This is a genomic window from Micromonospora sp. NPDC049048, from assembly GCF_043197615.1.
Classification (GTDB): Bacteria; Actinomycetota; Actinomycetes; order Mycobacteriales; family Micromonosporaceae; genus Micromonospora.
Genome location: NZ_JBICTM010000005.1, coordinates 51,938 through 74,082 on the forward strand (window position 1 = coordinate 51,938; position 22,145 = coordinate 74,082).

At 72.9% G+C, this 22,145-nt stretch carries 17 protein-coding genes; 9 read left to right on the forward strand and 8 right to left on the reverse strand.

Features of this window, described 5'->3' with window-relative positions; translation table 11 throughout:
• Positions 1-91: 91 nt before the first annotated feature.
• Positions 92-526: a VOC family protein gene (locus tag ACGFIG_RS17215; RefSeq protein ID WP_393003890.1), complete on the forward strand. Its 435-nt coding sequence runs from the start codon at positions 92-94 to the stop codon at positions 524-526.
• Here ACGFIG_RS17215 and ACGFIG_RS17220 read toward each other — a convergent pair.
• The 5 genes from ACGFIG_RS17220 to ACGFIG_RS17240 form a co-directional block, all read right to left on the reverse strand.
• Positions 523-1,188 (reverse strand): alpha/beta fold hydrolase, encoded by a 666-nt coding sequence (locus ACGFIG_RS17220; RefSeq protein ID WP_393003892.1) that lies wholly within the window; start codon positions 1,186-1,188, stop codon positions 523-525. The two genes, ACGFIG_RS17215 and ACGFIG_RS17220, sit on opposite strands and share 4 nt — an antisense overlap.
• 141 nt (positions 1,189-1,329) lie before the next feature.
• Positions 1,330-1,728: a hypothetical protein gene (locus ACGFIG_RS17225; RefSeq protein ID WP_393003895.1), complete on the reverse strand. Its 399-nt coding sequence runs from the start codon at positions 1,726-1,728 to the stop codon at positions 1,330-1,332.
• Positions 1,729-1,847: 119 nt separating this feature from the next.
• A complete protein-coding gene (locus ACGFIG_RS17230; protein WP_393003896.1) occupies positions 1,848-2,435 on the reverse strand; it encodes a carboxymuconolactone decarboxylase family protein in 588 nt (195 codons plus the stop codon).
• Between the two features lie 166 nt (positions 2,436-2,601).
• Positions 2,602-3,321: a VOC family protein gene (locus ACGFIG_RS17235; protein ID WP_393003898.1), complete on the reverse strand. Its 720-nt coding sequence runs from the start codon at positions 3,319-3,321 to the stop codon at positions 2,602-2,604.
• 154 nt (positions 3,322-3,475) lie between these two features.
• Positions 3,476-4,078, reverse strand: coding sequence for a hypothetical protein (locus ACGFIG_RS17240; RefSeq protein WP_393003900.1), 603 nt, complete (start codon positions 4,076-4,078; stop codon positions 3,476-3,478).
• Positions 4,079-4,910: 832 nt separating this feature from the next.
• Between ACGFIG_RS17240 and ACGFIG_RS17245 the strand changes: the two genes are divergently transcribed.
• The 3 genes from ACGFIG_RS17245 to ACGFIG_RS17255 all read left to right on the forward strand — a co-directional run bounded on the left by ACGFIG_RS17245 (position 4,911) and on the right by ACGFIG_RS17255 (position 9,249).
• Entirely contained in the window at positions 4,911-5,732 is an 822-nt protein-coding gene (locus ACGFIG_RS17245) for a universal stress protein (protein ID WP_393003902.1), read from the forward strand.
• 133 nt (positions 5,733-5,865) lie between these two features.
• Complete coding sequence (locus ACGFIG_RS17250; protein ID WP_393003904.1) at positions 5,866-8,268, forward strand: phosphoketolase; 2,403 nt, start codon at positions 5,866-5,868, stop codon at positions 8,266-8,268.
• A gap of 108 nt (positions 8,269-8,376) precedes the next feature.
• Entirely contained in the window at positions 8,377-9,249 is an 873-nt protein-coding gene (locus ACGFIG_RS17255; RefSeq protein WP_393003906.1) for a universal stress protein, read from the forward strand.
• Positions 9,250-9,311: 62 nt separating this feature from the next.
• Here ACGFIG_RS17255 and ACGFIG_RS17260 read toward each other — a convergent pair whose 3' ends face one another.
• Positions 9,312-11,654 carry a heavy metal translocating P-type ATPase gene (locus ACGFIG_RS17260; protein WP_393003908.1) on the reverse strand — a complete coding sequence of 781 codons (2,343 nt, stop codon included), beginning with the start codon at positions 11,652-11,654 and terminating at the stop codon, positions 9,312-9,314.
• Between the two features lie 189 nt (positions 11,655-11,843).
• Here ACGFIG_RS17260 and ACGFIG_RS17265 point away from each other — a divergent pair, with 189 nt between their 5' ends.
• Positions 11,844-12,854: an Acg family FMN-binding oxidoreductase gene (locus ACGFIG_RS17265; RefSeq protein ID WP_393003910.1), complete on the forward strand. Its 1,011-nt coding sequence runs from the start codon at positions 11,844-11,846 to the stop codon at positions 12,852-12,854.
• Between the two features lie 143 nt (positions 12,855-12,997).
• The gene (locus tag ACGFIG_RS17270) at positions 12,998-14,629 is read left to right on the forward strand and encodes a GAF domain-containing protein (protein WP_393004689.1); all 1,632 of its coding nucleotides are present in this window, start codon (positions 12,998-13,000) and stop codon (positions 14,627-14,629) included.
• A 10-nt stretch (positions 14,630-14,639) separates the two neighbouring features.
• Here the strand turns inward: ACGFIG_RS17270 and ACGFIG_RS17275 are convergent, their stop codons facing one another.
• Positions 14,640-15,278, reverse strand: a complete 639-nt coding sequence (locus tag ACGFIG_RS17275) for a response regulator (RefSeq protein ID WP_393003912.1) — start codon at positions 15,276-15,278, stop codon at positions 14,640-14,642.
• Positions 15,279-15,605: 327 nt separating this feature from the next.
• On the opposite strand from ACGFIG_RS17275, the gene ACGFIG_RS17280 reads away from it, so the two are divergent.
• The gene (locus ACGFIG_RS17280) at positions 15,606-16,595 is read left to right on the forward strand and encodes an Acg family FMN-binding oxidoreductase (RefSeq protein ID WP_393003914.1); all 990 of its coding nucleotides are present in this window, start codon (positions 15,606-15,608) and stop codon (positions 16,593-16,595) included.
• Positions 16,596-16,910: 315 nt separating this feature from the next.
• On the opposite strand, the gene ACGFIG_RS17285 is transcribed toward ACGFIG_RS17280, so the two are convergent.
• On the reverse strand, positions 16,911-17,912 hold the full coding sequence (locus ACGFIG_RS17285; RefSeq protein WP_393003916.1) for an NAD-dependent epimerase/dehydratase family protein: 1,002 nt from the start codon (positions 17,910-17,912) through the stop codon (positions 16,911-16,913).
• 273 nt (positions 17,913-18,185) lie between these two features.
• Here ACGFIG_RS17285 and ACGFIG_RS17290 point away from each other — a divergent pair, with 273 nt between their 5' ends.
• Both ACGFIG_RS17290 and ACGFIG_RS17295 read left to right on the forward strand, forming a co-directional pair.
• Positions 18,186-18,560 carry a hypothetical protein gene (locus ACGFIG_RS17290; protein WP_393003918.1) on the forward strand — a complete coding sequence of 125 codons (375 nt, stop codon included), beginning with the start codon at positions 18,186-18,188 and terminating at the stop codon, positions 18,558-18,560.
• The gene (locus ACGFIG_RS17295) at positions 18,560-22,126 is read left to right on the forward strand and encodes an AAA domain-containing protein (RefSeq protein WP_393003920.1); all 3,567 of its coding nucleotides are present in this window, start codon (positions 18,560-18,562) and stop codon (positions 22,124-22,126) included. The genes ACGFIG_RS17290 and ACGFIG_RS17295 overlap by 1 nt, the downstream gene beginning before the upstream one ends.
• Positions 22,127-22,145 lie beyond the last annotated feature (19 nt).

The window sequence follows — 22,145 nt, forward strand, 5'->3', positions numbered from 1 at the left end:
CGTTGACATGGGCCGGATGTCAACCCATGTTGACATCCGACCAGGGCGACCCTGCGCGGACGATGGCAGGCCCCGCCTCTACAGTGGATCAATGGCGTCGGTCAAGCAGATCCAGGTCACCTTCGACTGCGCGGAACCGGAGCGCGTCGCTCGCTTCTGGTGCGAGGCGCTGGGGTACGTCGTACCGCCTCCGCCGGAGGGGTTCGCCACCTGGGACGATTTCGACCGCTCACTGCCGCCCGGGAAACAGGGTGCCGCGTTCGCGTGCGTCGACCCCTCAGGCGTTGGCCCGCGGCTGTACTTCCAGCGTGTCCCCGAAGGCAAGGTCGTCAAGAACCGGCTGCACCTCGACGTACGGGTCGGCACCGGCCTCGTGGGTGAGGAGCGCGTGGCCGTACTCGAGGCCGAGTGCGCACGGCTGGTCGCGCTCGGCGCGGTACGCGTGCAACTCCTGCTCGCCGACGACGACAACGAGTCGTGCCTCGTGATGCAGGACGTCGAGGGCAACGAGTTCTGCCTCGACTAGCGCGCCCGCGAACCGGCCCCTTCGCCCAGGTACGCGGTCAGCCGGTCGGCGAGCTGCTCCGGATGGCTGAGCGCCACGCTGTGGCAACCGTCCATCTCATCCGGTGCGACGCCCAGCCGGTCGGCGGCCACCCGACGCTGGAAGTCCGCCGGGAAGAACCGGTCCTCGCGGGCGATGAGCACCTTCGTCGGCACGGCCGGCCATGACTCCAGCGGCCACGGCTCTTTCCACTCCGCGCTGACCTGCGCCCGGCCATGAGCCGCAGCCTCCGCCACGATCTCGGCCGGTACGCCGTTGTGGAACTGCTGCTCCTCGGTCAGCCCCTCCGCTTCGCGGTGACCGGTGTTGCCCCACCAGTCCCCGGGCTTCTCGCCGGGCTTCGGCACCATCGGGGTGAGCAGGACGATCAGCCGCACCGGCAGCCTGTCGGCGATCAGCGGCGCGGTGAACGCCCCGTACGAGTGCCCGACGACCACGAGGTCACGCCGGTCGCCGATCGCGTCGACGACCGCTTCGCGGAACTCGGCGAACCCCGCCGAACTGTCCTCGATCGGAAGCTCGGGCACCACCACGTCGTGGCCGCGACCGGTCAACTCGGGCACCAACAGGTGCCAGCCCCAGGCGCTGCCTCCGCCGCCGTGGATCAGAACGAAAGTCGCCATGCCCCGAAGCCTCACACAAGGGACCGACAGCCGACCGGAGTCCGGTTCGCCACGGTTAGGTCGACCGCCTCACCGGCACTGGCCCACCCGCGCCCTCAGCGCTGCCGCCGGACCGACCGGACCCACCGCCGGCCACACGTGCTACCGATGTCGCGGTAGAGCGGGCGGCGTCGACTCCAGTTCGTCGAGCAGCGCCTGCAACCGGCCTCGGCACCGCAGGATGAGGTTGGCGATCTCGTCGAAGGTCGCCGCGTCGACGGAGCCGCTCTCGAACCACATCGCGCACACGGCCGTACGACTCTGCACCAGGTACGTCGCGGCGGCTTCGACCAGCCCGACGAACTCGTCCCGGCGGTCCGCGGAGACGCGCTGAGCGACATGCCGTGCCGCACGCAACGGCTCGCCGGAAGCGGTGAAGATCGCGGCAAGGCCGCCGTCGACCTGACCGGCGCCGATGTCCGCGAGAAGGTACTCCAACTCGGTCGCGGCCAGCGTCAGCCTACCGACGGCCAGGACCGTCTCGTCGGTGAGTCGCCGCATCAGCCAACCGTAGTGGACCCGGCCCCGATTGGGCTTCCTCACATGCCGCCGGCGGAGCCCCGGCTGCCGCCAGGACTCCTCGCGCGCGTCCCGGGCGCCGCCCCCGTGGGCGTACGCGGCTAGGCTTGGCGGCCGTAGGTGACGGCTTCCCGGACGAGCCGGGGCGCCTTCTCCGCAAGCTGCGGATCCGGCCGTGCACCCAGCGCGTCGTTGACAGTGGAGAACGCCAACCGGAACGCGATCAAGGCCGTCGCCTCGAAGATCTCCTGGTCGTCGAGACCCGCGTCGCGCAAGCGTTCCACGTGCGCCCCGGTCGTGGCATTCGGATCCCCGACGACCTGACGGGACCAACCGGCCAGTGCGGCCTCCCGTTCGGACAGGTCGCCGTCAACGCCCCGCAGCACCCCCGCGGCGGTGGCCTCGTCACTGAGTTCGGCCAGCCGGGAGCCCCACGCCAGCGCGCAGTAGGCGTCACCGCGGGCGGCGGCGGTGGCCGCGACCATGACGGCCACCTCCCTCGACGACAGGCCTGAATCGGCCAGGAGATCGGCACGCAGGGCCTGGAAGGACGCCAGCACGTCCGGGCGCCAGGACCAGACACGGGTGAGGTTGTTGACGTATCCGTCGGAGGCGAGATCGGCCTCGTAGGCGGCGGTCACCGCTGGGCTCTGCGGCGGATCGGCGAGGAAGGCGTCCGGATGGTTCATAGGGTCAGTGTGCGGCACCCCGCGACCGCCCAGAGACCGATAATCGACAGCTCGGGAGTCACGTTCCCACCCGGGTCCGCCGCTCACCGCCGCGAGTCCGCCGGCTCACCGCAGCGCCGCCGCGACTTCGACGGCTCACCGAAGTGCCGGCAGCGAGTCCGGCGGCTCACCGTAGTGCCGCAGCGAGTTCGGCGGCGTTCTCGAACGCAGGCGCCGCCCGTTCGATCTCGTCCTCACCGAGCACGACGCGTTCCGCGCGCGCCAGCATGTCGGTTGCCGTCTCCGGGTCGTGCAGCACCATCGCCAGTTCGGCGCGGTAGATCAGAACCTCCACCTGCGTGACCGGGTCGTCGTCGGCCCTCGGGTGGGTCAACGCGCCGTCGAGGATCCGGACGGCCTGCCGGACGTCACCCCTGGAGTCGGCCTGCACGACAGCGTTCGCCAGAGCCCTGGCCAGCCGCCCCTCGGGCGCGGTCGCCGGCTCAGCAGGAGCGCTGGCGTGCCGAACGACGCGAATCCAGTTGCCACCGGGGTCGATGACGCTGAACCCGCCCAACCCGTCGTAGTTCTTCCGCGCTCGGGGTCGGGTCATTCGCGGTGTGCCAGACACCAACACCTTGCCGTACGCGGCCCGCATGCCAGCGGCGAACGCCCGGTGCAGTCCCTCGATGTCCGAGGTGAGTACGAGGCAGGAGCCGTATGACTGCTCCGGGTCGAAGCCGGCGATCTCGAAGAAGTGCAGGTTCAGATCCTCGCGTTGCAGCGCCACGTACGGGTTGGGCTTGCGTTGCTTGTACGTCGTACGGAACCCGAGGACTTCGTAGAAGGCGGCGATGTCGTCGATGGATGCGCACGGCAGCAGGGGAACGGTCACCTCGTTGGCCATGCCTCATTCCTAGGTACCGAAGAACCTCCGTCGCACATGGAAATGACCGATCGTCCGGCCGGCTCACCCGATCGGGCCATCGGCACAGACGCCGCTGGCCGGCACCCCGGGTGGGGGGTACCGGCCAGCGGCATCACTCATTCACGTGCGCGGGTCAGCTGTTCCAGTGCTCGGTGACGAGGTCGGCGGCCATCTGCTCCCACTGGGCGTAGTGGTCCGGGTACGCCGACACCTGCACGGTCTGCGCGGCCTTGGTCAGGGGCATGTCCTGCCATCCGTCGACCTGCTTGAGGCCCTTCAGGAACGCGGTGGTGGAGTATTCGGGGTTGGTGATCTGCTCGACCGTGCCCCACCCGCTGGACGGGCGCTGCTGGAACAGGCCCTGCGAGTCGTGGTCGTTGCGGTCACCCAGGTGACCCAGGTTCTCCAGCTTCGACTCCTGCAATGCGGTCGCGATCGACACCACGGCGGCACGCTCATCCATGCCGGCCTTCTTCGTCGCCGCGATGATCGCCTTCACGTTGGCCACCTGCTCGTCGGACAGGTCGACCCGCGACTGCGCGCCCTGCACACCATGCGGCACCAACTTGCCCTTATCGACCGACGGCTTGTCAGCCTGCACCGCGACGGCGGTGATCGGGGCGGTGGCCTCGACGGGGGCGGTGGAGTCGGCATGGTTCAGCGGACCGGCGGCCAGACCACCGGCAACAGCCAGACCAGCGATACCCAGAACGCTCTTACGCATGAACGTGTTCATCACAGATGCTCCATTCGGGGGTCGACACCCACGCACCGAGGAGGATCGGCTACACGCGGGTGCAAGCACCGTCAGGCGCCCAATGAACTTCGAAAGGGGAAACTCCAGTAAGGGACTGGAGGAAGATCAGATCGGTCACGTCAGCCACGGAACCGGGCTGTCTCGCGGGGCGGGGGATGCCCTCACGTCGACCGTGACCATGTGTAACCACGACCGGCCCGCCACCATTCCCGGGGATCCCCGCCCGCCGGCTCAAAGCGAGGCGGTGTGGCCTCGTTCCCTTCGGGCGGATGGCCCTCCCCGCACGGAGCGGGTTGGCCCTGCTCGGTCGTACGCACGGTGTAACGACCCCGCCCCGGCCACGATTCCGCCCCCACGATGCGGCCGGTCACACCCCGAACCGGATATCCCGCCCTGACAGACCGACGGTGGAACATAACCGACCAACTCCAACCCGACACCCGCCCACAGACCGGATAGTCGACGTATCTGGGCCGAGATGACGGCTCGCCGAGATGTTGTTAGAAAACGGCCCCTGGAGGGGCACATTCCTACCAAGATCTCGCCAGACCGAGAACTCGGCCGGACCGGGACCGAAAGTCGCCGCGGGCGGACGCAGCAGTGGGGACCGACGCGGTGTGGCCCGCGTGCCCGGGCGCAGGGATCAAGCCTGACCGCCCGGAGCCGGGCACGGCGGGCCACCCCCACCACGACGCCCCGTAACAGACCCCCACGCACGAGCATCGCGACGCCCGCAATCCCGCCCGCAGTGGTACCGACGCGACTAGCCTCGACGGAAGGGCCGGGCGCGACGCCTGCGGAGGTGATTCGGATGGCCGCACCCACCGACGCGGCGGTGCTGGTCGGGCTCGGCACGGAGCGCAACCTGCCCGTGGTCAGGCTGGCGGCACAGGAGGCCGCCGCACACGGCCGCTCGCTGTGCCTGCTGCACGCGTTCAACTGGACGGCCGCGCTGGAAGCGCCGTCGGTCGCGGGGCCACGCGCGGACGCCGAGGAGCTGATGTCCCGGGCCGCGGAGATCGCCAACGAGGTCGCGCCGGCGCTGCCGGTGGGCGGCGAGATCATCGAGGGTGCCCTCGTCGAGACCCTGCTCCGCCGGTCGGAAACGGCGTTCCTGCTCGCCGTCGGGGACGGCGGCATGGCGACCTGCGGCGAGTGCGTGCCGGCCGACGCGCCGGCGGTGCAGCTCGCCGCCCGGGCCGGCTGCCCGGTGCTGGTGGTCCGCCGGGAGCCGCCGCCGCAGGGGCCGGTGCTGGTCGGGGTGGACGGCTCCGTCAGCTCGCAGGCCGCGCTGGAGTGGGCGTTCGAGTGCGCGGCCGGGCGGGAGTCGCGTCTGCTGGCGGTGCGCGTCGTCGAGCCGGAGGAGGACGGCGAGGATCCCGGGCTGCTCGCCGACATGGTGGAGCGCTCGGCGCAGCGGTTTCCGTCGGTGGCCACGGAGTGCCACACGATCCGGGGCGACCCCGGCACCGTACTGGTGGAGCAGTCCCGCTCGGCGCAGGTGGCGCTGGTCGCCGCCCGGGGCGACGAGCCGGGGCGGGGCATGCTCGGGGCGGTGAGCCAGGCGCTGCTCTACCACTCCCCCGCGCCGCTGATCGTGGTGCGCGGGCTGACGGGGATTCCGGTGGACTGACGCGAACGCCCGCCGCCCACGGGACCAACGGCCCTGATCCGCACCGGTGTCGACCGGAGATGCTGAGACCGGCCCGGACGAATCCGCGCGCTGAGGATGCAGTATCGCCCTACCCGCGAGAGGCTCATGCAGTATGGACACCGCTCTCGACCTGCACAGCCCCCTGACCGAAGACGAGCTGCGCCGGCTGGACGCCTACTGGCGGGCGGCGAACTACCTGACCGTCGGGCAGATCTACCTGCTCGACAACCCGCTGCTGCGCGAGCCGCTGGCCCCCGAGCACGTCAAGCCGCGCCTGCTCGGCCACTGGGGCACCAGCCCCGGACTCAACCTGCTCTACGCCCACCTCAACCGGGTCATCGTCGCCCGTGACCTGTCCGCCCTGTTCGTCACCGGCCCCGGTCACGGCGGTCCGGCGATCGTCGCCAACACCTGGCTGGAGGGCACCTGGAGCGAGCTGTACCACCACATCGGCCGCGACGAGGTCGGCATGGCCCGGCTGTTCCGCCAGTTCTCGTTCCCCGGCGGCATTCCCAGCCATGTGGCGGCGGAGGTGCCGGGTTCGATCCACGAGGGCGGCGAGCTGGGGTACGCGCTCAGCCACGCCTACGGCGCGGCGTTCGACAACCCGGACCTGCTGGTGGCCTGCGTCATCGGCGACGGGGAGGCGGAGACCGGCCCGCTGGCGGGAAGCTGGCTCTCCAATGTCTTCCTCAACCCGGCGCGCGACGGCGCGGTGCTGCCGATCCTGCACCTGAACGGCTACAAGATCGCCAACCCGACGGTGCTCGACCGGATCGGTGAGGACGACCTGCTCGCCATGATGCGCGGCTTCGGCTACGAGCCGTACGTGGTCGCGGGCGACGATCCGGCGACGGTGCACCAGGCGCTCGCCGGCACGCTGGACCGGGCGCTGGACGAGATCGCCGCCATCCAGCGACGGGCCCGCTCGGGCGGCGCCGCCGAGCGCCCCCGCTGGCCGATGATCGTCCTGCGTACGCCGAAGGGCTGGACCGGCCCCCGCGACGTCGACGGCAAGCAGGTCGAGGGCACCTACCGCGCGCACCAGGTGCCGCTGTCGGAGGTACGCCGGAACCCGGAGCACCTGGCGGAGCTGGAGCGCTGGCTGCGCAGCTACCGGCCGGAGGAGCTCTTCGACGCCACGGGCGCGCCGGTCGCCGAGCTGGCGGCGCTGCCGCCCCGGGGCGAGCGGCGGATGAGCGCCAACCCGGTCACCAACGGCGGGCTGGTGCTGCGTGACCTGGCGCTGCCGGACTTCCGCGAGTACGCCGTCGACGTGCAGCGGCCCGGCGCGACGGTGGCCGGCGCGACGGGTGCCCTCGGCCCGTGGGTTCGCGACGTGATCACCGCCAACCCGCAGACGTTCCGCCTCTTCGGTCCGGACGAGGTCGCCTCGAACCGGCTCGGCGCCGCGTTCGAGGTCACCGGTCGGGCCTGGATGGCCGGCATCGTGCCCGACGACGACCACCTCTCGCCCGACGGGCGGGTGATGGAGGTCCTCTCCGAGCACCTCTGCCAGGGCTGGCTGGAGGGCTACCTGCTGACCGGCCGGCACGGCATCTTCACCAGCTACGAGGCGTTCATCCACATCGTCGACTCGATGGTCAACCAGCACGCCAAGTGGCTGAAGGTGACCCGGGGCATCCCGTGGCGGGCGCCGCTGCCGTCGCTGAACTACCTGCTCTCCAGCCACGTCTGGCGGCAGGACCACAACGGCTTCTCCCACCAGGACCCGGGCTTCATCGACCACGTGATGAACAAGAAGGCCGAGGTGGTCCGCGTCTACCTGCCGCCGGACGCCAACACACTGCTCTCCACGATGGACCACTGCCTGCGCAGCCGGCACTACATCAACGTGGTGGTGGCCGGCAAGCAGCCCGCCCCGAACTGGCTGTCGATGGACGAGGCGATCCAGCACTGCCGGCGCGGCATCGGAATCTGGGACTGGGCCAGCACGGACGCCGGCAGCGAGCCGGACGTGGTGCTCGCCTGCGCCGGGGACGTGCCGACCCTGGAGACGCTGGCCGCCGCCGACCTGCTGCACCGGCACCTGCCGGAGCTGAAGGTACGGGTCGTCAACGTGGTCGACCTGATGCGGCTGCAACCGCCGACCGAGCACCCGCACGGGCTGTCGGACAAGGAGTTCGACACGATCTTCACGCGGGACAGGCAGGTCATCTTCGCGTACCACGGCTATCCGTGGCTCATCCACCGGCTCACCTACCGTCGGACCAACCACGAGAACCTGCACGTGCGCGGCTACAAGGAGGAGGGCACCACCACCACGCCGTTCGACATGGTGATGCTCAACGACCTGGACCGCTTCCACCTGGTCATCGACGTGATCGACCGGGTGCCGGGCCTGGCCGACCGGGCCGCCCACCTGCGGCAGGAGATGGTCGACGCGCGGCAGTCCTGCCGGGACTACACCCGCGAGCACGGCGAGGACGACCCGCGGGTCGCGGAGTGGCGATGGGTACGCGAGACGGACCCCGGCCTGCGCGGTGACCAGTGAACGCGAGGAGTGAGCTTGCGAGCCCCGCAGTCGTTCACGAAAGGCCAGCCCAGTGAACGCGAGGAGTGAGCTTACGAGCCCCGAGGCAACGGACGAGAGGTGGACGCGATGAGCGGCAACGAGATCCTGGTCGGCTACGACGGTTCCGCCGACGCCGACGCCGCCCTGGGGTGGGCGCTGGAGGAGGCCGGGCGCAGCGGGCGGCCGGTGCGGCTGGCGTACGTCTTCGAGTGGCTCACCGTGGCCGGCTGGATCGGTCCCGGCGTCGCCCCCGGCGTCTGGCCGGACGAGACGGCCCGCCGGCAGGTCGAGGAGCTGGTACGCAAGGCGGCGGCGGACGCGTCCGCCGCGCACCCGGAGCTGACCGTCACGGGTGAGGTGTTCGACGGGCCGCCCGCGCTGGTGCTCCAGGAACGTTCGGCGCAGGCCGACCTGCTGGTGCTGGGCACGCGCGGGCACGGCGGCTTCGGCGGGCTGCTCGTCGGCTCGACCGCGGTGGCCGTGACCGCCCACGCGCACTGCCCGGTCGTGGTCGTGCGCGGCGAGTCGGTCGCCGGCGGGCGCACCGGGCACGTGGCGGTCGGCGTGGACGGCTCCGACTGTTCCCTGCTGGCCCTGGGCTTCGCGTTCGAGCAGGCCGAGGCGCGGCGGGTACCGCTGCACGTGGTCCGGGCCTGGCAACCGCCCGCCGGCCAGCGTCCGCCGTCGGGCCCCGAGGCGCGGGAGGCCACGGCGGCCGACCGGGCCGAGCTGGACGAGCCGCTGGCCCGGTGGGGCACCACGTTCCCCGACGTGCCGGTGACCGTCGAGGTGGCGGAGGGCCGCCCGGCGTCCCTGCTGGTCGACGGGAGCCGCAACGCCTGCCTGGTGGTGGTGGGCACCCGGGGCCGGGGCGGCCTGAAGGGGATGCTGCTCGGTTCGGTGAGCCAGCAGCTCATCCAGCACGCGCACTGCCCGGTGGCGGTGGTCCGGGAACGCTGAGCGGTGAGGAGGGGTCCCCTGCGCATCGGAAACGCGATGGCAGGGGACCCCTCCTTGCCGGCCTACCGGCCGTCGGCCGGTTCCGCCGGGCTGAGCGAGAAGTAGTCCTCCTCCTCCTGCGCGAGGTGCAGCCGCAGGATCGCCGCCAGCCCGTAGAGGGCGGCGAGCAGGTCGGTGAGCTGGTCGCGGCGCAGCGGGCCGTCGCCGGCCTGCGCGAGGTGCGCGCCGATCCGGTCCACCAGCCGCCGGATCTCCACGTGACCGCGGCTCATCGTCGAGGTCGCCTCGGCGCTGCCCAGCGGGTCGGCCAGCGCCGGATAGAGCTGACGTTCCTCGGCCGCCTCGTGCGGCAGCACCTGGTCGACGAGCCGGCGGTGCGTCTCGCGCAACGCCGGCAGGCACTGGGGCGCGTCCGGCGCGGTGGCGACCAGGTCGGCGGTGTCCCCCAGCGCGGCGAGCACGTCGCGGATCCCGCTGTGTTCGGCCGCGTACCGGTCGAGCAGTTCCCGGGTGCCCGCCGGCACGTCGCGGCGGCGCAGCCCGCCCCCGAGGGCGCGCAACGCGTTGAGGATCACCAGCACGTCGATGCCCTCCTGGAGGAACGCCCCGGCGACCGGTGGCAGCCGACCCAGGGCCGCCACCAGCATCGCCAGCACCGCGAGACCCATCCCGACGGTGGCGCTCTGCACGGCGATCCGGCGGGCGTACCGGGCGATCTCCACCGCGTCGGCGAGCCGGTCCAGCCGGTCGATGGTGAGCACCGCGTCGGCCACGTCGGCCGAGGCGGTCGCCCCGGTGGCGCCCATCGCCACGCCCACGTGCGCCTCGGCGAGGGCGGGGGCGTCGTTCACCCCGTCGCCGACCATGACGGTGACGGCCCGGCGCGCCTCCTCGCGTACGCGGGTGGCCTTCTCCGGGGGCGAGCAGCGGGCCACCACGTCGTCCACGCCCACCACCCCCGCCACCTGAGCGGCGACGTCGGGCCGGTCCCCGGTGACCATCACGATGCGCCGCAGCCCCGCCTCGCGCAGCCGGCGCACGGTGCGGCGGGCGTCGGGGCGTACCGGGTCCTCCAGCAGGATCGCCCCGATCGGGCCCCGCTCGTCGCTGACCCAGACCACCGAACGACCGGCCAGCTCGGCCCGGGACCGGGCCCGCCCCGCCCAGTCGGGCAGGTCGACGTCGAGCTGACCGACCCGGATCTGCCGGCCGTCGACCGACCCGCGTACGCCCCGGCCCGGCTCCTCGGTCACCCCCGCCGGCTCGGTCAGCGGCAGGCCCCGCTCGCGCGCCTGCGCCACCAACGCGCGGGCCAGCACGTGCGGGGAGAGCTGCTCGACCGAGGCGGCGAGCCGCAGCACGTCGTCGCGGTCGCCGTCGGGGGCGGCCACGACCTCGGCGGCGCGGGGGCGGCCGGCGGTCAACGTGCCGGTCTTGTCGACCAGCAGGGTGGCGGCCCTGCCCAGCAGCTCCAGTGAGCCGCCGTCGCGGACCAGCACCCCGCGCCGGGCGGTGCGGGAGAGCCCGGAGACGATCGCGATCGGGGTGGCCAGCAGCAGCGGGCACGGGGTGGCGACCACCAGCACGGCCACCGCCCGCACGAACTCGCCGGAGAACAGCCAGCCCAACCCCGCCAGGACCAGGGTGAACGGCACGAACGCGGCGGCGTAGCGGTCGGCGAGCCGCACCATCGGCGCCTTGTGGGCGGTCGCCTCCTCGGCGAGCCGGACGATCCCCGCGTACGTGCTGTCCGCCGCGTTGCGCGTCGCGCGCATCCCGAAGCCGGCGCCGGCGTTGACCACGCCGCTGGCGACCTCCTCGCCGGCCGCGCGCCGCACCAGCTGAGACTCGCCCGTCACCACCGACTCGTCGAGGGTCACCGGCTCGTCGACCTGCCCGTCGACCGGCACCACGTCGCCCGGGCCGACCAGCAGCCGGTCCCCCGCCGCCACCCGGTCCAGCGGCACCTCCTCGACCTCCCCGCCCGGGCCGCGCCGGCGGGCGGTGCGGGGGGCGCGGGCGAGCAGCGCGCGCAGGTCCCGGGTCGCCCGCCGCTGGGCGTACGCCTCCAGGGCCCGGCCGGTGGCCAGCATGACCGCGATCACCGCCCCGGCCAGGTACTCCCGGATGATCAGCGCGCCGACCAGGGCCAGCACGGCGATCACGTCCACCCCGAACTGCCGGCGCCACAGCTGCCGCAGCACCGACCAGGCGGCGGGCACCAGGGCGGCCACGGTGGCCGAGGCCCACACCACGTCGGCCGCGTCCCGGCGGCCGGCGAGCCGCAGCGCCGCTCCGGCCAGCACCAGCGCCGTCACCCCGGCCAGGGGTGCCCAGAGCAGCAGGCGCGACCGGTCCCGCCGTACCGGCTGCTCCGGCACGCACTCCGACGGTTCGGTTCCCACCTGCGGATCGTCCCAGCGCCCACCGCGCCCCGGAGGGCATCCGCGCGAACCGGCCGGGGCGGAACGCCCTGCCGCGCCGGGACCTGCGTACCGTGCGTCGACAGGGGCGATGGCGCAGGATGAAGCGGCAACCCTGCCCGGGGCACCGTCGGGCTGGGGCACGATGGGGAAAAACGAAAGGTCGTGACCATGAGCCACGAGACGCCGGCGACGGACCGCCCGCTGACCACCGCACTCGCGGAGGCCGCCGCGACGGCCGGGCACGCCCCGTCGGTGCACAACAGCCAACCGTGGCGGTGGCGGGTCCTGCCGGACGCGCTGGAGCTGCGGCTGGTCCGCGATCCCCGGCTGGCGGCCACCGACCCCGAGGGCCGGCTGGTGGCGTACAGCTGCGGGGCGGCCCTGCACCACGCGCGGGTGGCGCTGGCCGCGGAGGGCTGGACGGCCGTGGTGCAGCGGACGCCCGACCTGGCCGACGCGGATCTGCTGGCCCGGCTGACCGGGCTGACCCGCGCGCAGGCCGACACGCAGGCCATGCGCCTGGTGCAGTGCATGCAGGTCCGGCACACCGACCGGCGTCCGGTCAGCGACGAGCCGGTGCCGACCGCCGCCCTCGGCGAGATCGCCTCGGCCGTCGCCGCCGAGGGCTGCCAGCTCCAGTTCCTCGACCGCGACAACGTCCTGGAGCTGGCCGCCGTCGCCAGCCGCGCCGCCTCCGTCGAGGCGGAGGACCCGCAACTGCGCGAGGAGCTGGAGTACTGGACCGACCGGGCCGGCACCGGCACCGGCCTGCCGCCGGAGGTGCTGCCCACGGAGGCGCCCCGGACCACCGTGCCGGCCCGCGACTTCGGCCGCCCCGGCACCCTGCCGGTCGGTCCCGGGCACGACCGGGCCGCCGTGTACGGGGTGCTCTACGGCGACGAGGACGAGCCGGACAGCTGGCTGCGCGCCGGCGAGGCGCTCTCGGCCGCCTGGCTGACCGCCACCCGGCTCGGCGTGTCCGTGGTGCCGCTCAGCGGGGTGGTGGAGGTCGCGGGCACCCGGCAGACGCTGCGCGGGCTGCTGGCCGGCCTCGGCTACCCGTACCTCGTGCTGCGCCTGGGGCTCGCGGACCCGGCGCACGCGGGCCCGCCGCGCACCCCGCGCCTCGACGTCGCGCAGGTGGTCGACACCTCGGCGGTGCGTTCCCGCGACGCGTAGCGCGGGCCGGGCCGACGGCTGCCGGGCGATACCATCGCCCGGTGGCCGCCAGCGAACCGTACCCCCGCCCCGAACCGCACGTGACCCCCTCGCTGGGGCTCAGCCCGCTGTCCCGGGTACGCCTCGACGAGCTGCTCCAGGAGATGCTGGACCGCGTCGGCGAGGTGGTGACCAGCCGCGAGCGGCTGCGTGCCCTGCTCGACGCGGTGGTCGGCATCGGCACCGACCTAGACCTGCGCAGCACCCTGCAACGGATCGTCGAGTCCGCCTGCGAGCTGGTCGGCGCCCGCTACGGCGCGCTCGGCGTCATCGGCCACGACCGCCTGCTGCACGACTTCATCACCCACGGCATCGGCCCGGAGCTGCACGCGAAGATCGGCGACCTGCCGCACGGGCGGGGCGTGCTCGGCCTGCTCATCGACGACCCGCGCCCGCTGCGGATGCCCGACATCACCGAGCACCCGAGGTCCTACGGTTTCCCGCCGTACCACCCGCCGATGCACAGCTTCCTCGGCGTGCCCGTACGCATCCGGGACCAGGTGTTCGGCAACCTCTACCTGGCCGAGAAGCAGGGCAGCGCGGAGTTCACCGAGGACGACGAGGAGATCGTCGTCGCGCTCGCCGCCGCGGCGGGCGTGGCGATCGAGAACGCCCGCCTCTACGCGCTGGCCCACCGCCGGGAGCGCTGGCTGGCCGCGACCGCCGAGATCACCGGCGTACTGCTGGGTGAGGTGCGCCGCACCGACGCGCTGGCGCTGGTGGCGCGGCGGGCCCGCGAGGTCGCCGAGGCGGAGATGGCCGTGGTCCTGCTCTACGACCCGGACGCCGAGGAGTTCACCGTCGAGGTGGTCGACGGCGCGTCCGAGCAGGCCGGGGCGCTGGTCGGCACGGTGCTGCCCGCCGCCGAGACGAGCTTCGCGGCGGCCGTCGCGGAGGGCCGGCACGACCAGGTGGCGGATCTGGCCCACGCCGCGCCCTGGCCCGCCCTGCTGAGCACCGGACCCGCGGTGATCTCCCCGCTGGCCACCGCCGACGTCCTGCACGGCGTGCTGGTGATCGCCCACCGTCCCGACCGGTCGCCCGCCGCCAGCGACGACGACATGGCCCTGCTGGGCAGCTTCGCCGGGCAGGCCGCGCTGGCCATGGAACGGGCCCGCGGGCAGGAGGAACGCGAACTGCTGGTGGTCCTGGAGGACCGCGAGCGCATCGCCCGGGACCTGCACGACGTGGTCATCCAGCGGCTCTTCGCCACCGGCCTGCAGTTGCAGAGCGCCGCGCCGATGGCGACGAGGCCGGATCTCGCCAAGCGGATCAACGCGGCGGTCGACGACCTCGACGCCACGATCAAGGACATCCGCCGCACCATCTTCGAGCTGCGCACCCCGATGAGCGCCGCGCTGCGCACCGAGATCCGCGAGGCGATCGAGGTGGCCGCCGAGTCACTCGGGCACCGGCCCCGCCTGGAGCTGAGCGGGCCGATCGACAGCGCCGTCCCCGACGCCGTACGCCCCGACCTCACCGCCGTGCTGCGGGAGGCGCTCTCCAACGCCGTACGGCACGCGCAGGCCGAACACGTGACGGTGGCGGTACGGGTCGACGCCGGCCGGGTGAGCGTGACCGTCACCGACGACGGGGTGGGCTGCGACCCGGCCGCCGCGCGGGGCGGTCTGGTGAACCTGCGCGAGCGCGCCGAGCGCCACGGCGGCGAGTTCGACGTACGCCGGGCCGAGCCCCGCGGCACCGAACTGCACTGGTCCGTCCCCCTGCGGGACTGACCAGCGGGCGTCAGTGGCTCTTGCCGAGCAGGCGGGTGGCGAGGACGGCCGCCTGGGTGCGGCGTTCCAGGCCCAGCTTCGCCAGCACGCTGGAGACGTAGTTCTTCACCGTCTTCTCGGCCAGGAACATCTTCCCGGCGATCTCCCGGTTGGTGAGGCCCTCGGCCACGTACTCCAGGATCCGCCGCTCCTGCTCGGTGAGCGACTTCAGCTCGCGCGGCTGCTCCACGCCGCTGCGGATGCGCTCCAGCACCCGCGTGGTGATCGCCGGGTCGAGCAGTGACTGCCCGGCCGCCACCCGCCGCACCGCGTCGACCAGGTCGGTGCCGCGGATCTGCTTGAGCACGTAGCCCGACGCGCCGGCCATGATCGCCGCGAAGAGTGCCTCGTCGTCCTCGTACGACGTCAGGATCAGGCCCTTGATCGAGGAGTCCACCGCCCGCACGTCCCGGCACACGTCGATGCCGTTGCCGTCGGGCAGCCGCGCGTCGAGGATCGCCACGTCCGGCCGCAGGGCCGGAATCCGCCGGGCCGCCTCCTGGGCGAGGCCCGACTCGCCGACGACCTCTATGTCCCCGCTGCTCTGCAGCAGGTCGGCCAGGCCACGACGGACGACCTCGTGGTCGTCGAGCAGGAACACGCGGATCATCCCTCGTTTCTACCCGCTTCCCACCGGCTTCGGCACGGGTCGAAGGTCCCGAACCGACAACAGGTCGCGGCAAGCGACGGCCGCGCCGGGCGGCGGCCCGGGGCGGGACAGGGCGGTCAGGTCGAGGCCCCTGACCAGCGACGGGGGCCGCTCGGGCTCCCGCAGCAGCGACGGGACCGGGTCGGGCCGAAGTTCCTGGACGGCGACGGGGCCGGTAGGGCCCGGCGGGACGGGACGTTGGGCCCTGCCCGGGCGACGCCCCGGTGACGCACCGTGGACACGTACCACTCCCGCCGGCGCACGACCTGCCACGGAAGGAGCACGACCATGGACACCGGCTTCACCGTCGAGCAGCTACGGGCCGCCGCCACCGACGCCGTCCGCGCGCCGTCGCTGCACAACACCCAGCCGTGGCGGTTCCGGCTGCGCGACGGCGGCATCGAGGTGCTCGTCGATCCGGCCCGCCGGCTGCCGGCCACCGACCCGAACGGCTGGGGCGTCCGGATCGCCTGCGGGGCGGCGCTGTTCAACCTGCGGCTCGCCCTGGCCGTGGCCGGCACCCCCGCGAAGGTACGGCTGCGCCCCTGCCCGGCCGAGCCGGACGTGGTGGCCCGGCTGGTCCCGGACGTGCCGCGCCGCCCCACCCCCGCCGAGCAGGCGTTGCACTCGGCCATCCCCCGCCGGTTCAGCAACCGCGCGCCGTTCTGGCCCGACCCGGTGCCCGCCGACGCCCGCTGGCGCCTCGCCGAGGCGGCCCGCGCCGAGCAGTGCTGGCTGGAGATGCTGGTCGGGGTCAGCGCCGTGAACGCGTTCGCCGAGATCGCCCGCAGCGCCCACCGGGTGCTGGAGCGCAGCCCGGAGTACCGCGCCGAACGCCAGGAGTGGGTACGCGCCACACCCGCCCCGGACGGGATCCCGGCCGCGTCGGGCGGCCCGCAGGGCGAGCCGCAGGACCTGCTGCCGTCGCGGGGCTTCGGCGGCCTGGACCGGGCGCCGGGGCGGGACTTCGAGCCGGAGCCGCTGGTCGCGGTGCTCGGCTCGCCCGGCAACACGGCGGTCGACCAGGTCGTGGCCGGGCAGGCGTTGCAGCGGGTGCTGCTGACCGCCACGGACTCGGGGCTGTCGGTGTCGATGCTGTCCCAGCCGATCGAGGTGCCGTCGGCGCGGGAGCAGCTGCGGCTGTCGCTGGGCCGGTTCGGCCCGCCGCAGATGGTGATGCGCATCGGCTACGGCCAGCCGGGCCGACCGACCCCGCGCCGCGACGTGGACGAGGTGCTCGACGTGTTCGCCAAGGCGGTCGCGGAGACCGCCAGCTGAGCGGTACGGCGCACCGGGCCGGTGACGGGCACCCGCCACCGGCCCCGGGGGGCGTGACTACCGGTAGCTCCAGACCACCGGCCGGGCCTTGTCGATCGCCGCCCCGGAGAGGTAGCGGTTGCCGACGTAGGAACCGTTCAGCACGAACCTTCCCGTTGACGGGCCCCGTCGGGACGTTGGCGGGTGCGGCCCACGGACCCCGGCCCGCACCACACTTACAGTGTTCGAACGTGTGCGTTCGATGACCGGATGGCATCGATAGCGTCGGATGGGCGACGGCACGTCAGGGCGCGCTTCTGCCGCGTCGAGGCCGCCTCAGCAGTCGGCCGTGGAGAGCAGTGCCGCCTCCCGGTCGGGGTCGAGCCCGACCGGGGCGCGCTGCGGGCGCCCGGCCCGCGGCGGGACCGTACCCACCTCCCGCAGCCATGCCCAGGTGTCCGCGACCGTCTCGGCCACCGGGCGGCAGGTCAACCCGGCCGCGTACGCCCGCTCGACGGCGCGCTCCTGCACCCAGCGGTACTCGTGCCCGGCCGGGACCCAGATCGGCAGCTCGTTCCACGGCTCCACGCCGGCGGCCAGGATCGGCCCCGGGTCGGTCCAGCGCAGCCGGGCGTCGGCGCCGGTGGCCGCGACGCAGGCGTCGAGCAGTTCCCCCATCGTCGCGTGCCCGGGGCGGCTCACCGCGTTGAACGTCCCGCCCGGGCCCGCCGCGCCCAGGTCCAGCATCCAGCTCGCCAGGTCCCGCACGTCGACGTACTGCACCGGCAGGTCGACCGGGCCCGGCGCCAGCACGTCCCCGCCCCGCGCAATGCGCGTCAGCCACCAGGGCAGCCGGCCGATGTCCTCCCCCGGCCCGAGGATCAGCCCGGCCCGCGCGATCAGCGCCCGCTCGCCGAACGTCTCCCGCACGGCCCGCTCGGCGCCGGCCTTGTTGGTCGGGTAGCCGCCCTCGTCGGCGTCCGGCTCCGCGTCCACCACCGGAGCGTCCTCGTCCACCCCGGCTGCGACGGGACGCGCGTAGACGGATCCGCTGGAGACGTAGACGTACCGGTCGACCCGGTCGACCAGCGCGCGGGCGGCGTCGCGCGCCGCGCGGGGCGCGCCGTCCCAGGTGTCGACCGCCAGGTCCCACTCGCCGTCCGCGAGCGCCGCCAGGCCGCCGGGCGCGGTCCGATCACCCTGCAACCGGTGTACGCCCTCCGGCGTCACGCCGTGCAGCCCTCGGTTGAACACGGTCACCGTCCAGCCCCGACGTACCGCCTCGGCGACCGTCGCGCCGCCCACGAATCCCGTCCCGCCCAGCACCAGCAGTCTCATGCACTCCACTGTGCCGGCTCGAAGCGGCGATCCGGGGGCGTGTTCACGGGCAGCGGATCTGCCCACGGCAGAGCCCGGCCGGACAACACCGATCCGAAGTGGACGGCGGACGCCGCTGGCCGGGTGCGGGAAGAGATGTCTGACAGCGCACATCCGGCTCGCCCGACAGGGCAGGATCGCGCACGGCCGTCGGGAACCCGACACGTCCGCCCTCGGCGCGCCGTCATTCCGTAGCGTTCCGGGTGCTTTCGGTTGGGTCTGGGGGAGGCACGGGTGTCCGAGGTCGTCGTTGAGGTCAGTTTCACGCCGCTGCCGGAGGACGACGACTTCGTCCTCGACCAGCTGACTGACGAGCTCGTGGAGGACCTGGGCGACATCGGCGAGGTGCGGCGGCTCGAGGTGCCCACCGGCCCTGACAGCAAGGGCGTCGGCGAGCTGGTGCTGGCCACCGTGGCCGCGGTCGCCGGTGCCGACCCGGGCTACGCGCAGGCACTCGTGGACCTGGTGGTGGGCTTCCTCAACCGCAACCAGGGTCGCCGGGCACACCTGAAGATCGGTGCCGTCGAGCTGACCATCGACCAGGCGACCAAGGCGGAGACCGCCCAGCTGATCGACCTCGTCCGTGATGCGATCGAGCATTCCCGCTGATGGGTCGGCACGCCCTGGTGCTCGGCACGGCGACCTACCACGCCGCCCCGAAGCTCACCGCGCTGCCCGGCGTCCGGCAGGACGTCGAACAGGTGCGGACCGTGCTGGACAGCGACGGCGACTTCGACAGCGTCGACGCCCACGTCGACCTGCCCGCGGCGCGGATGAAGCAGGTCGTCGAGGAGTTCTACGGCGCCCGGCGCACCGGTGATCTCGCGCTCTTCTACTACTCCGGCCACGGCATCCAGCACGACGACCGGCAGTCCCTCTTCTTCGGCACCATCGACACCGACACGACTCTCCTGCACACCACGGCGTTCGATGTCGAGGGCGTCCTCCGGCACATGCTCAACCACACCAAGGCCAGCCAGAAGGTGGTCCTGCTGGACTGCTGCTTCTCGGGCTCGTTCACCGCCCGTCACCGGTTCAGCGGCGGCGTACGGCAGGAGCCCCGGCGTCTCAAGCGCGAGCGTGGCACGTTCATGCTCCAGTCGAGCAGCCATCTGAAGGCGTCGAAGGCGCAGGGCCCGGACCGGCCCTCGGTCTTCACCGAGGTCCTGCTCACCGGCCTCCGCGGTGCGGCTCGAGCGACCGCTGAGGACGGCTGGCTCACCGCGAGCGACCTCTCCCGGTACGCGATGACTGAGATGTCACGTCGCCGGGAGGAGAAGCCGGTCGAGTCGAGCGAAGGTGTCACCGACCCGATCCCGCTGGTCGCGGGGTCGGACGAACGGCCACAGCGGAGCCCGGGTGTACGGAGCGACGAGCCGGAGGACGCACCTTTCGACACCGAGCGGTGGCGTCGTCTGCTCAACTACCACGTCGCCTGCCTGCAACGCTCCGCCGTCCTTCAGTTCTTCGTGAACCCGGCGAACAAGGACTCGTACCTCGCTGCGCCCGCGGGCCGGGAGATCATGCTCTCGGCCACCGAGCCGGTCGCGCTGAAGGAGCGCGGCCAGCGGCTGGCCGGGCTGGCCGAGGCGGGTGGCCGCTGCCTGCAGTACGGCTACCCGATCGTGGCGTTGCAGCAGAAGGGCACCCAGCACGTACGACTGGCGCCCCTGCTCGTCTCAGACCTGATCGTGGGGGACGACGGGTTGGCACACCCGGCGCCGCCGCAGCCCAGTCCGGCCCTGATCGACCATTTCCAGCTGGCTGCGGTCGAGGCGGACGAACTGCGGCAGGCAGTGGCCGAACGACTCGTCCCCGGCGAGCACAAGTCCCTCGCCGAGGTGGCCGATCTGGTGGCGAACACGTTCGGGCTGAAGCCGGTGTCCGCCCTCGACCCGGAGAACCTCGTCGGGACCGTCAACCGCGGACCCGTCAACCGGGTGCAGAACGCCGGAATGCTGTTCGCCGCAGGCAGCGCGGAGTCCCCTGAGCGACAGCTCATTGAGGACCTGCAGGACATCGTCAAGAACGCGGGGAAGATCGCATCGACCGCACTCGGTACGTTATCGAGCGGTGTCGTGGTCGGGGCGGATGCGCAGGATGCCGACGTCCTGACGGTGGCGTTGAGTGCGGTCAACGAGACTCAGGAGGACGTCATCCGGGCGGCGATGAGCCGACCCCTGACTGTCGCGCAGGGGCCGCCCGGCACCGGCAAGAGCCAACTGGTGACCGCCTTGCTGGCGACCGCCACGGCCGCCGGGCAGAGCGTGCTGATCGGCTCGACCAACAACCGGGCTGTCGACGAGGTCGTCGAGCGGGTCACCGGCATGGTCGGCCCGGGCCTGGTGCTGCGTACCGGGAACAAGGAGTACCGGCAGCAGGAGCCGCAGTACCTCGCCGAGGTGATGCAGGCATGGCCGCCGCCGGTGCCGGCGGCCGGCGGACCGGCCAACGAGCTACGACTCGTGGCGCAGGAGATCACGCGGTTACGCGAGGATCTCGACGAGCGTCGCCGCCTCGAACGGGATCTCGCCGACCTCGCCTTCGAACGGGACCGTTCACTCGCCGACACCGACGACGCCGTCCTGGCCAAGCTGGTCGACCTCACCGACCGGGCACTGACAAGCCGATGGTTCGGGTGGTGGTATCGCAGGCGACTGCGGTCGCGAGGCGTGTTCGACCGGGATGCGATCACCGCCCTCGGCGAACAGGCGGTCATCGAGCAGTGCTGGCGCGAGCGACGCCGACGACTCCGGTCCCGGCCGGGCACCGCCGAAGAAGTCTGGAGGCGGCTACGGACGCTGCAACGCGACACCAGACCCGAGCACAGCGACCAACTGGTGCGGGCCCAGATCGCCGCCCGGGTGGCCGGCAACACGACCCTGCTGCGCAACCGCGCCGACGAGATGGCCAAGCCGGAAGCAAGAAGCTGGGCCTACATGAGCGAGCTTCTCGCCGCGCTACCGGGTTGGGCGGTCACCGCGATGTCGGCCCGCCGGCTGCTGCCCAGGGCGGGGCTGTTCGACCTGGTGATCATCGACGAGGCCGCCCAGTGCACCGTCGCTGCCATCCTCCCGATGCTCTACCGGGCGAAACGCGCCCTGATCATCGGCGACCCGCGGCAGCTCACACCGGTCGTCGAGCTCTCCGACAGCGACGACCGGGGCGAGCAGGCCCGCGCCGGGCTCGGACACGAGTGGCTGACCAGCCGGCGGCTCACCCACCGGAACCACTCGGCGTACGAGGCGTTCGCGACCGCGGCGGGCAGCACCATCCTGCTCGACGAGCACTACCGCTGCCACCCGGAGATCATCGACGCCCCGAACCGGGTCGTCTACCAGAACCGGCTGACGGTTCTCACCGACCCGGCCCGGCTGGCCGCGCCGGCCGAGTCCGCCACCCGCTGGGTGGACGTGTCCGGCCGCTTCACCCGAGGCGCCACAGGTTCCGGCCGCAACGCTGACGAGGTTCACGCCGTGGTGGGCGAGGTCCAGCGGCTGCGCAAGGAGTACCCGGGCGTCACGATCGGCGTGGTGACGCCCCTGGCCGAGCAGCAGCGGATCCTCGACCGCGCGCTCCAGGACGCCGGCCTCGCCGACGACCTGCGGTGCGCGACCATCCACAAGTTTCAGGGCAGCGAGGAGGACATCATGGTCGTCTCGCCCGTCGGCGCTCACGGCATCAGCGAGCGCACCCGTGGCTGGCTCGTCGAGCAGACGAACCTGTGGAACGTGGCGATCACCCGCGCCAGGTCCCAGCTGATCGTCGTGGGTGACCGTTCGTGGTGGTCCGGGCAACGCGGACTGCTGGCCGATCTCGCCAGCCCGCCCGCGCCGACGGCCACGGACGCCGGCCTCGACGCGCGGCCCGTCGACCAACTGATCGCCGGCCTACGCGACGCCGGACTGACAGTGCGTTGGGGCACGCCACTGCCGGGTTATCCGGTCGACCTCACGCTCAGCCTTCGCGACAGGAGCCTCGCGGTGCTTGTCGACGATCCCGAGGGTGACCCGGACGGAAGACCGCTACGGCGGATCCTGAGCAGGCTCGACATCGTCGCCGCAGCCACGGAGGTCAGGCGGGTACCGGCCTGGCGCTGTCTCGCCGAACCGGAGCAGGTGGTGAAGGAACTGCGTGACGCAGTCGAGGGAGGCACTCGCAAGGGCGACGTCTGATCACCGTTCGGCAGGGAAG

Bases quoted from the DNA above. Each gene is read 5' to 3' on its own strand.
- ACGFIG_RS17295 (WP_393003920.1), top strand. From the start codon at position 18,560: ATGGGTCGGCACGCCCTGGTGCTCGGCACGGCGACCTACCACGCCGCC.
- ACGFIG_RS17275 (WP_393003912.1), bottom strand. From the start codon at position 15,278: ATGATCCGCGTGTTCCTGCTCGACGACCACGAGGTCGTCCGTCGTGGC.
- ACGFIG_RS17240 (WP_393003900.1), bottom strand. From the start codon at position 4,078: ATGAACACGTTCATGCGTAAGAGCGTTCTGGGTATCGCTGGTCTGGCT.
- ACGFIG_RS17285 (WP_393003916.1), bottom strand. From the start codon at position 17,912: ATGAGACTGCTGGTGCTGGGCGGGACGGGATTCGTGGGCGGCGCGACG.
- ACGFIG_RS17230 (WP_393003896.1), bottom strand. From the start codon at position 2,435: ATGAACCATCCGGACGCCTTCCTCGCCGATCCGCCGCAGAGCCCAGCG.
- ACGFIG_RS17270 (WP_393004689.1), top strand. From the start codon at position 12,998: ATGCTGGACCGCGTCGGCGAGGTGGTGACCAGCCGCGAGCGGCTGCGT.
- ACGFIG_RS17220 (WP_393003892.1), bottom strand. From the start codon at position 1,188: ATGGCGACTTTCGTTCTGATCCACGGCGGCGGAGGCAGCGCCTGGGGC.
- ACGFIG_RS17265 (WP_393003910.1), top strand. From the start codon at position 11,844: ATGAGCCACGAGACGCCGGCGACGGACCGCCCGCTGACCACCGCACTC.
- ACGFIG_RS17235 (WP_393003898.1), bottom strand. From the start codon at position 3,321: ATGGCCAACGAGGTGACCGTTCCCCTGCTGCCGTGCGCATCCATCGAC.
- ACGFIG_RS17245 (WP_393003902.1), top strand. From the start codon at position 4,911: ATGGCCGCACCCACCGACGCGGCGGTGCTGGTCGGGCTCGGCACGGAG.
- ACGFIG_RS17255 (WP_393003906.1), top strand. From the start codon at position 8,377: ATGAGCGGCAACGAGATCCTGGTCGGCTACGACGGTTCCGCCGACGCC.
- ACGFIG_RS17225 (WP_393003895.1), bottom strand. From the start codon at position 1,728: ATGCGGCGACTCACCGACGAGACGGTCCTGGCCGTCGGTAGGCTGACG.
- ACGFIG_RS17250 (WP_393003904.1), top strand. From the start codon at position 5,866: ATGGACACCGCTCTCGACCTGCACAGCCCCCTGACCGAAGACGAGCTG.
- ACGFIG_RS17215 (WP_393003890.1), top strand. From the start codon at position 92: ATGGCGTCGGTCAAGCAGATCCAGGTCACCTTCGACTGCGCGGAACCG.
- ACGFIG_RS17280 (WP_393003914.1), top strand. From the start codon at position 15,606: ATGGACACCGGCTTCACCGTCGAGCAGCTACGGGCCGCCGCCACCGAC.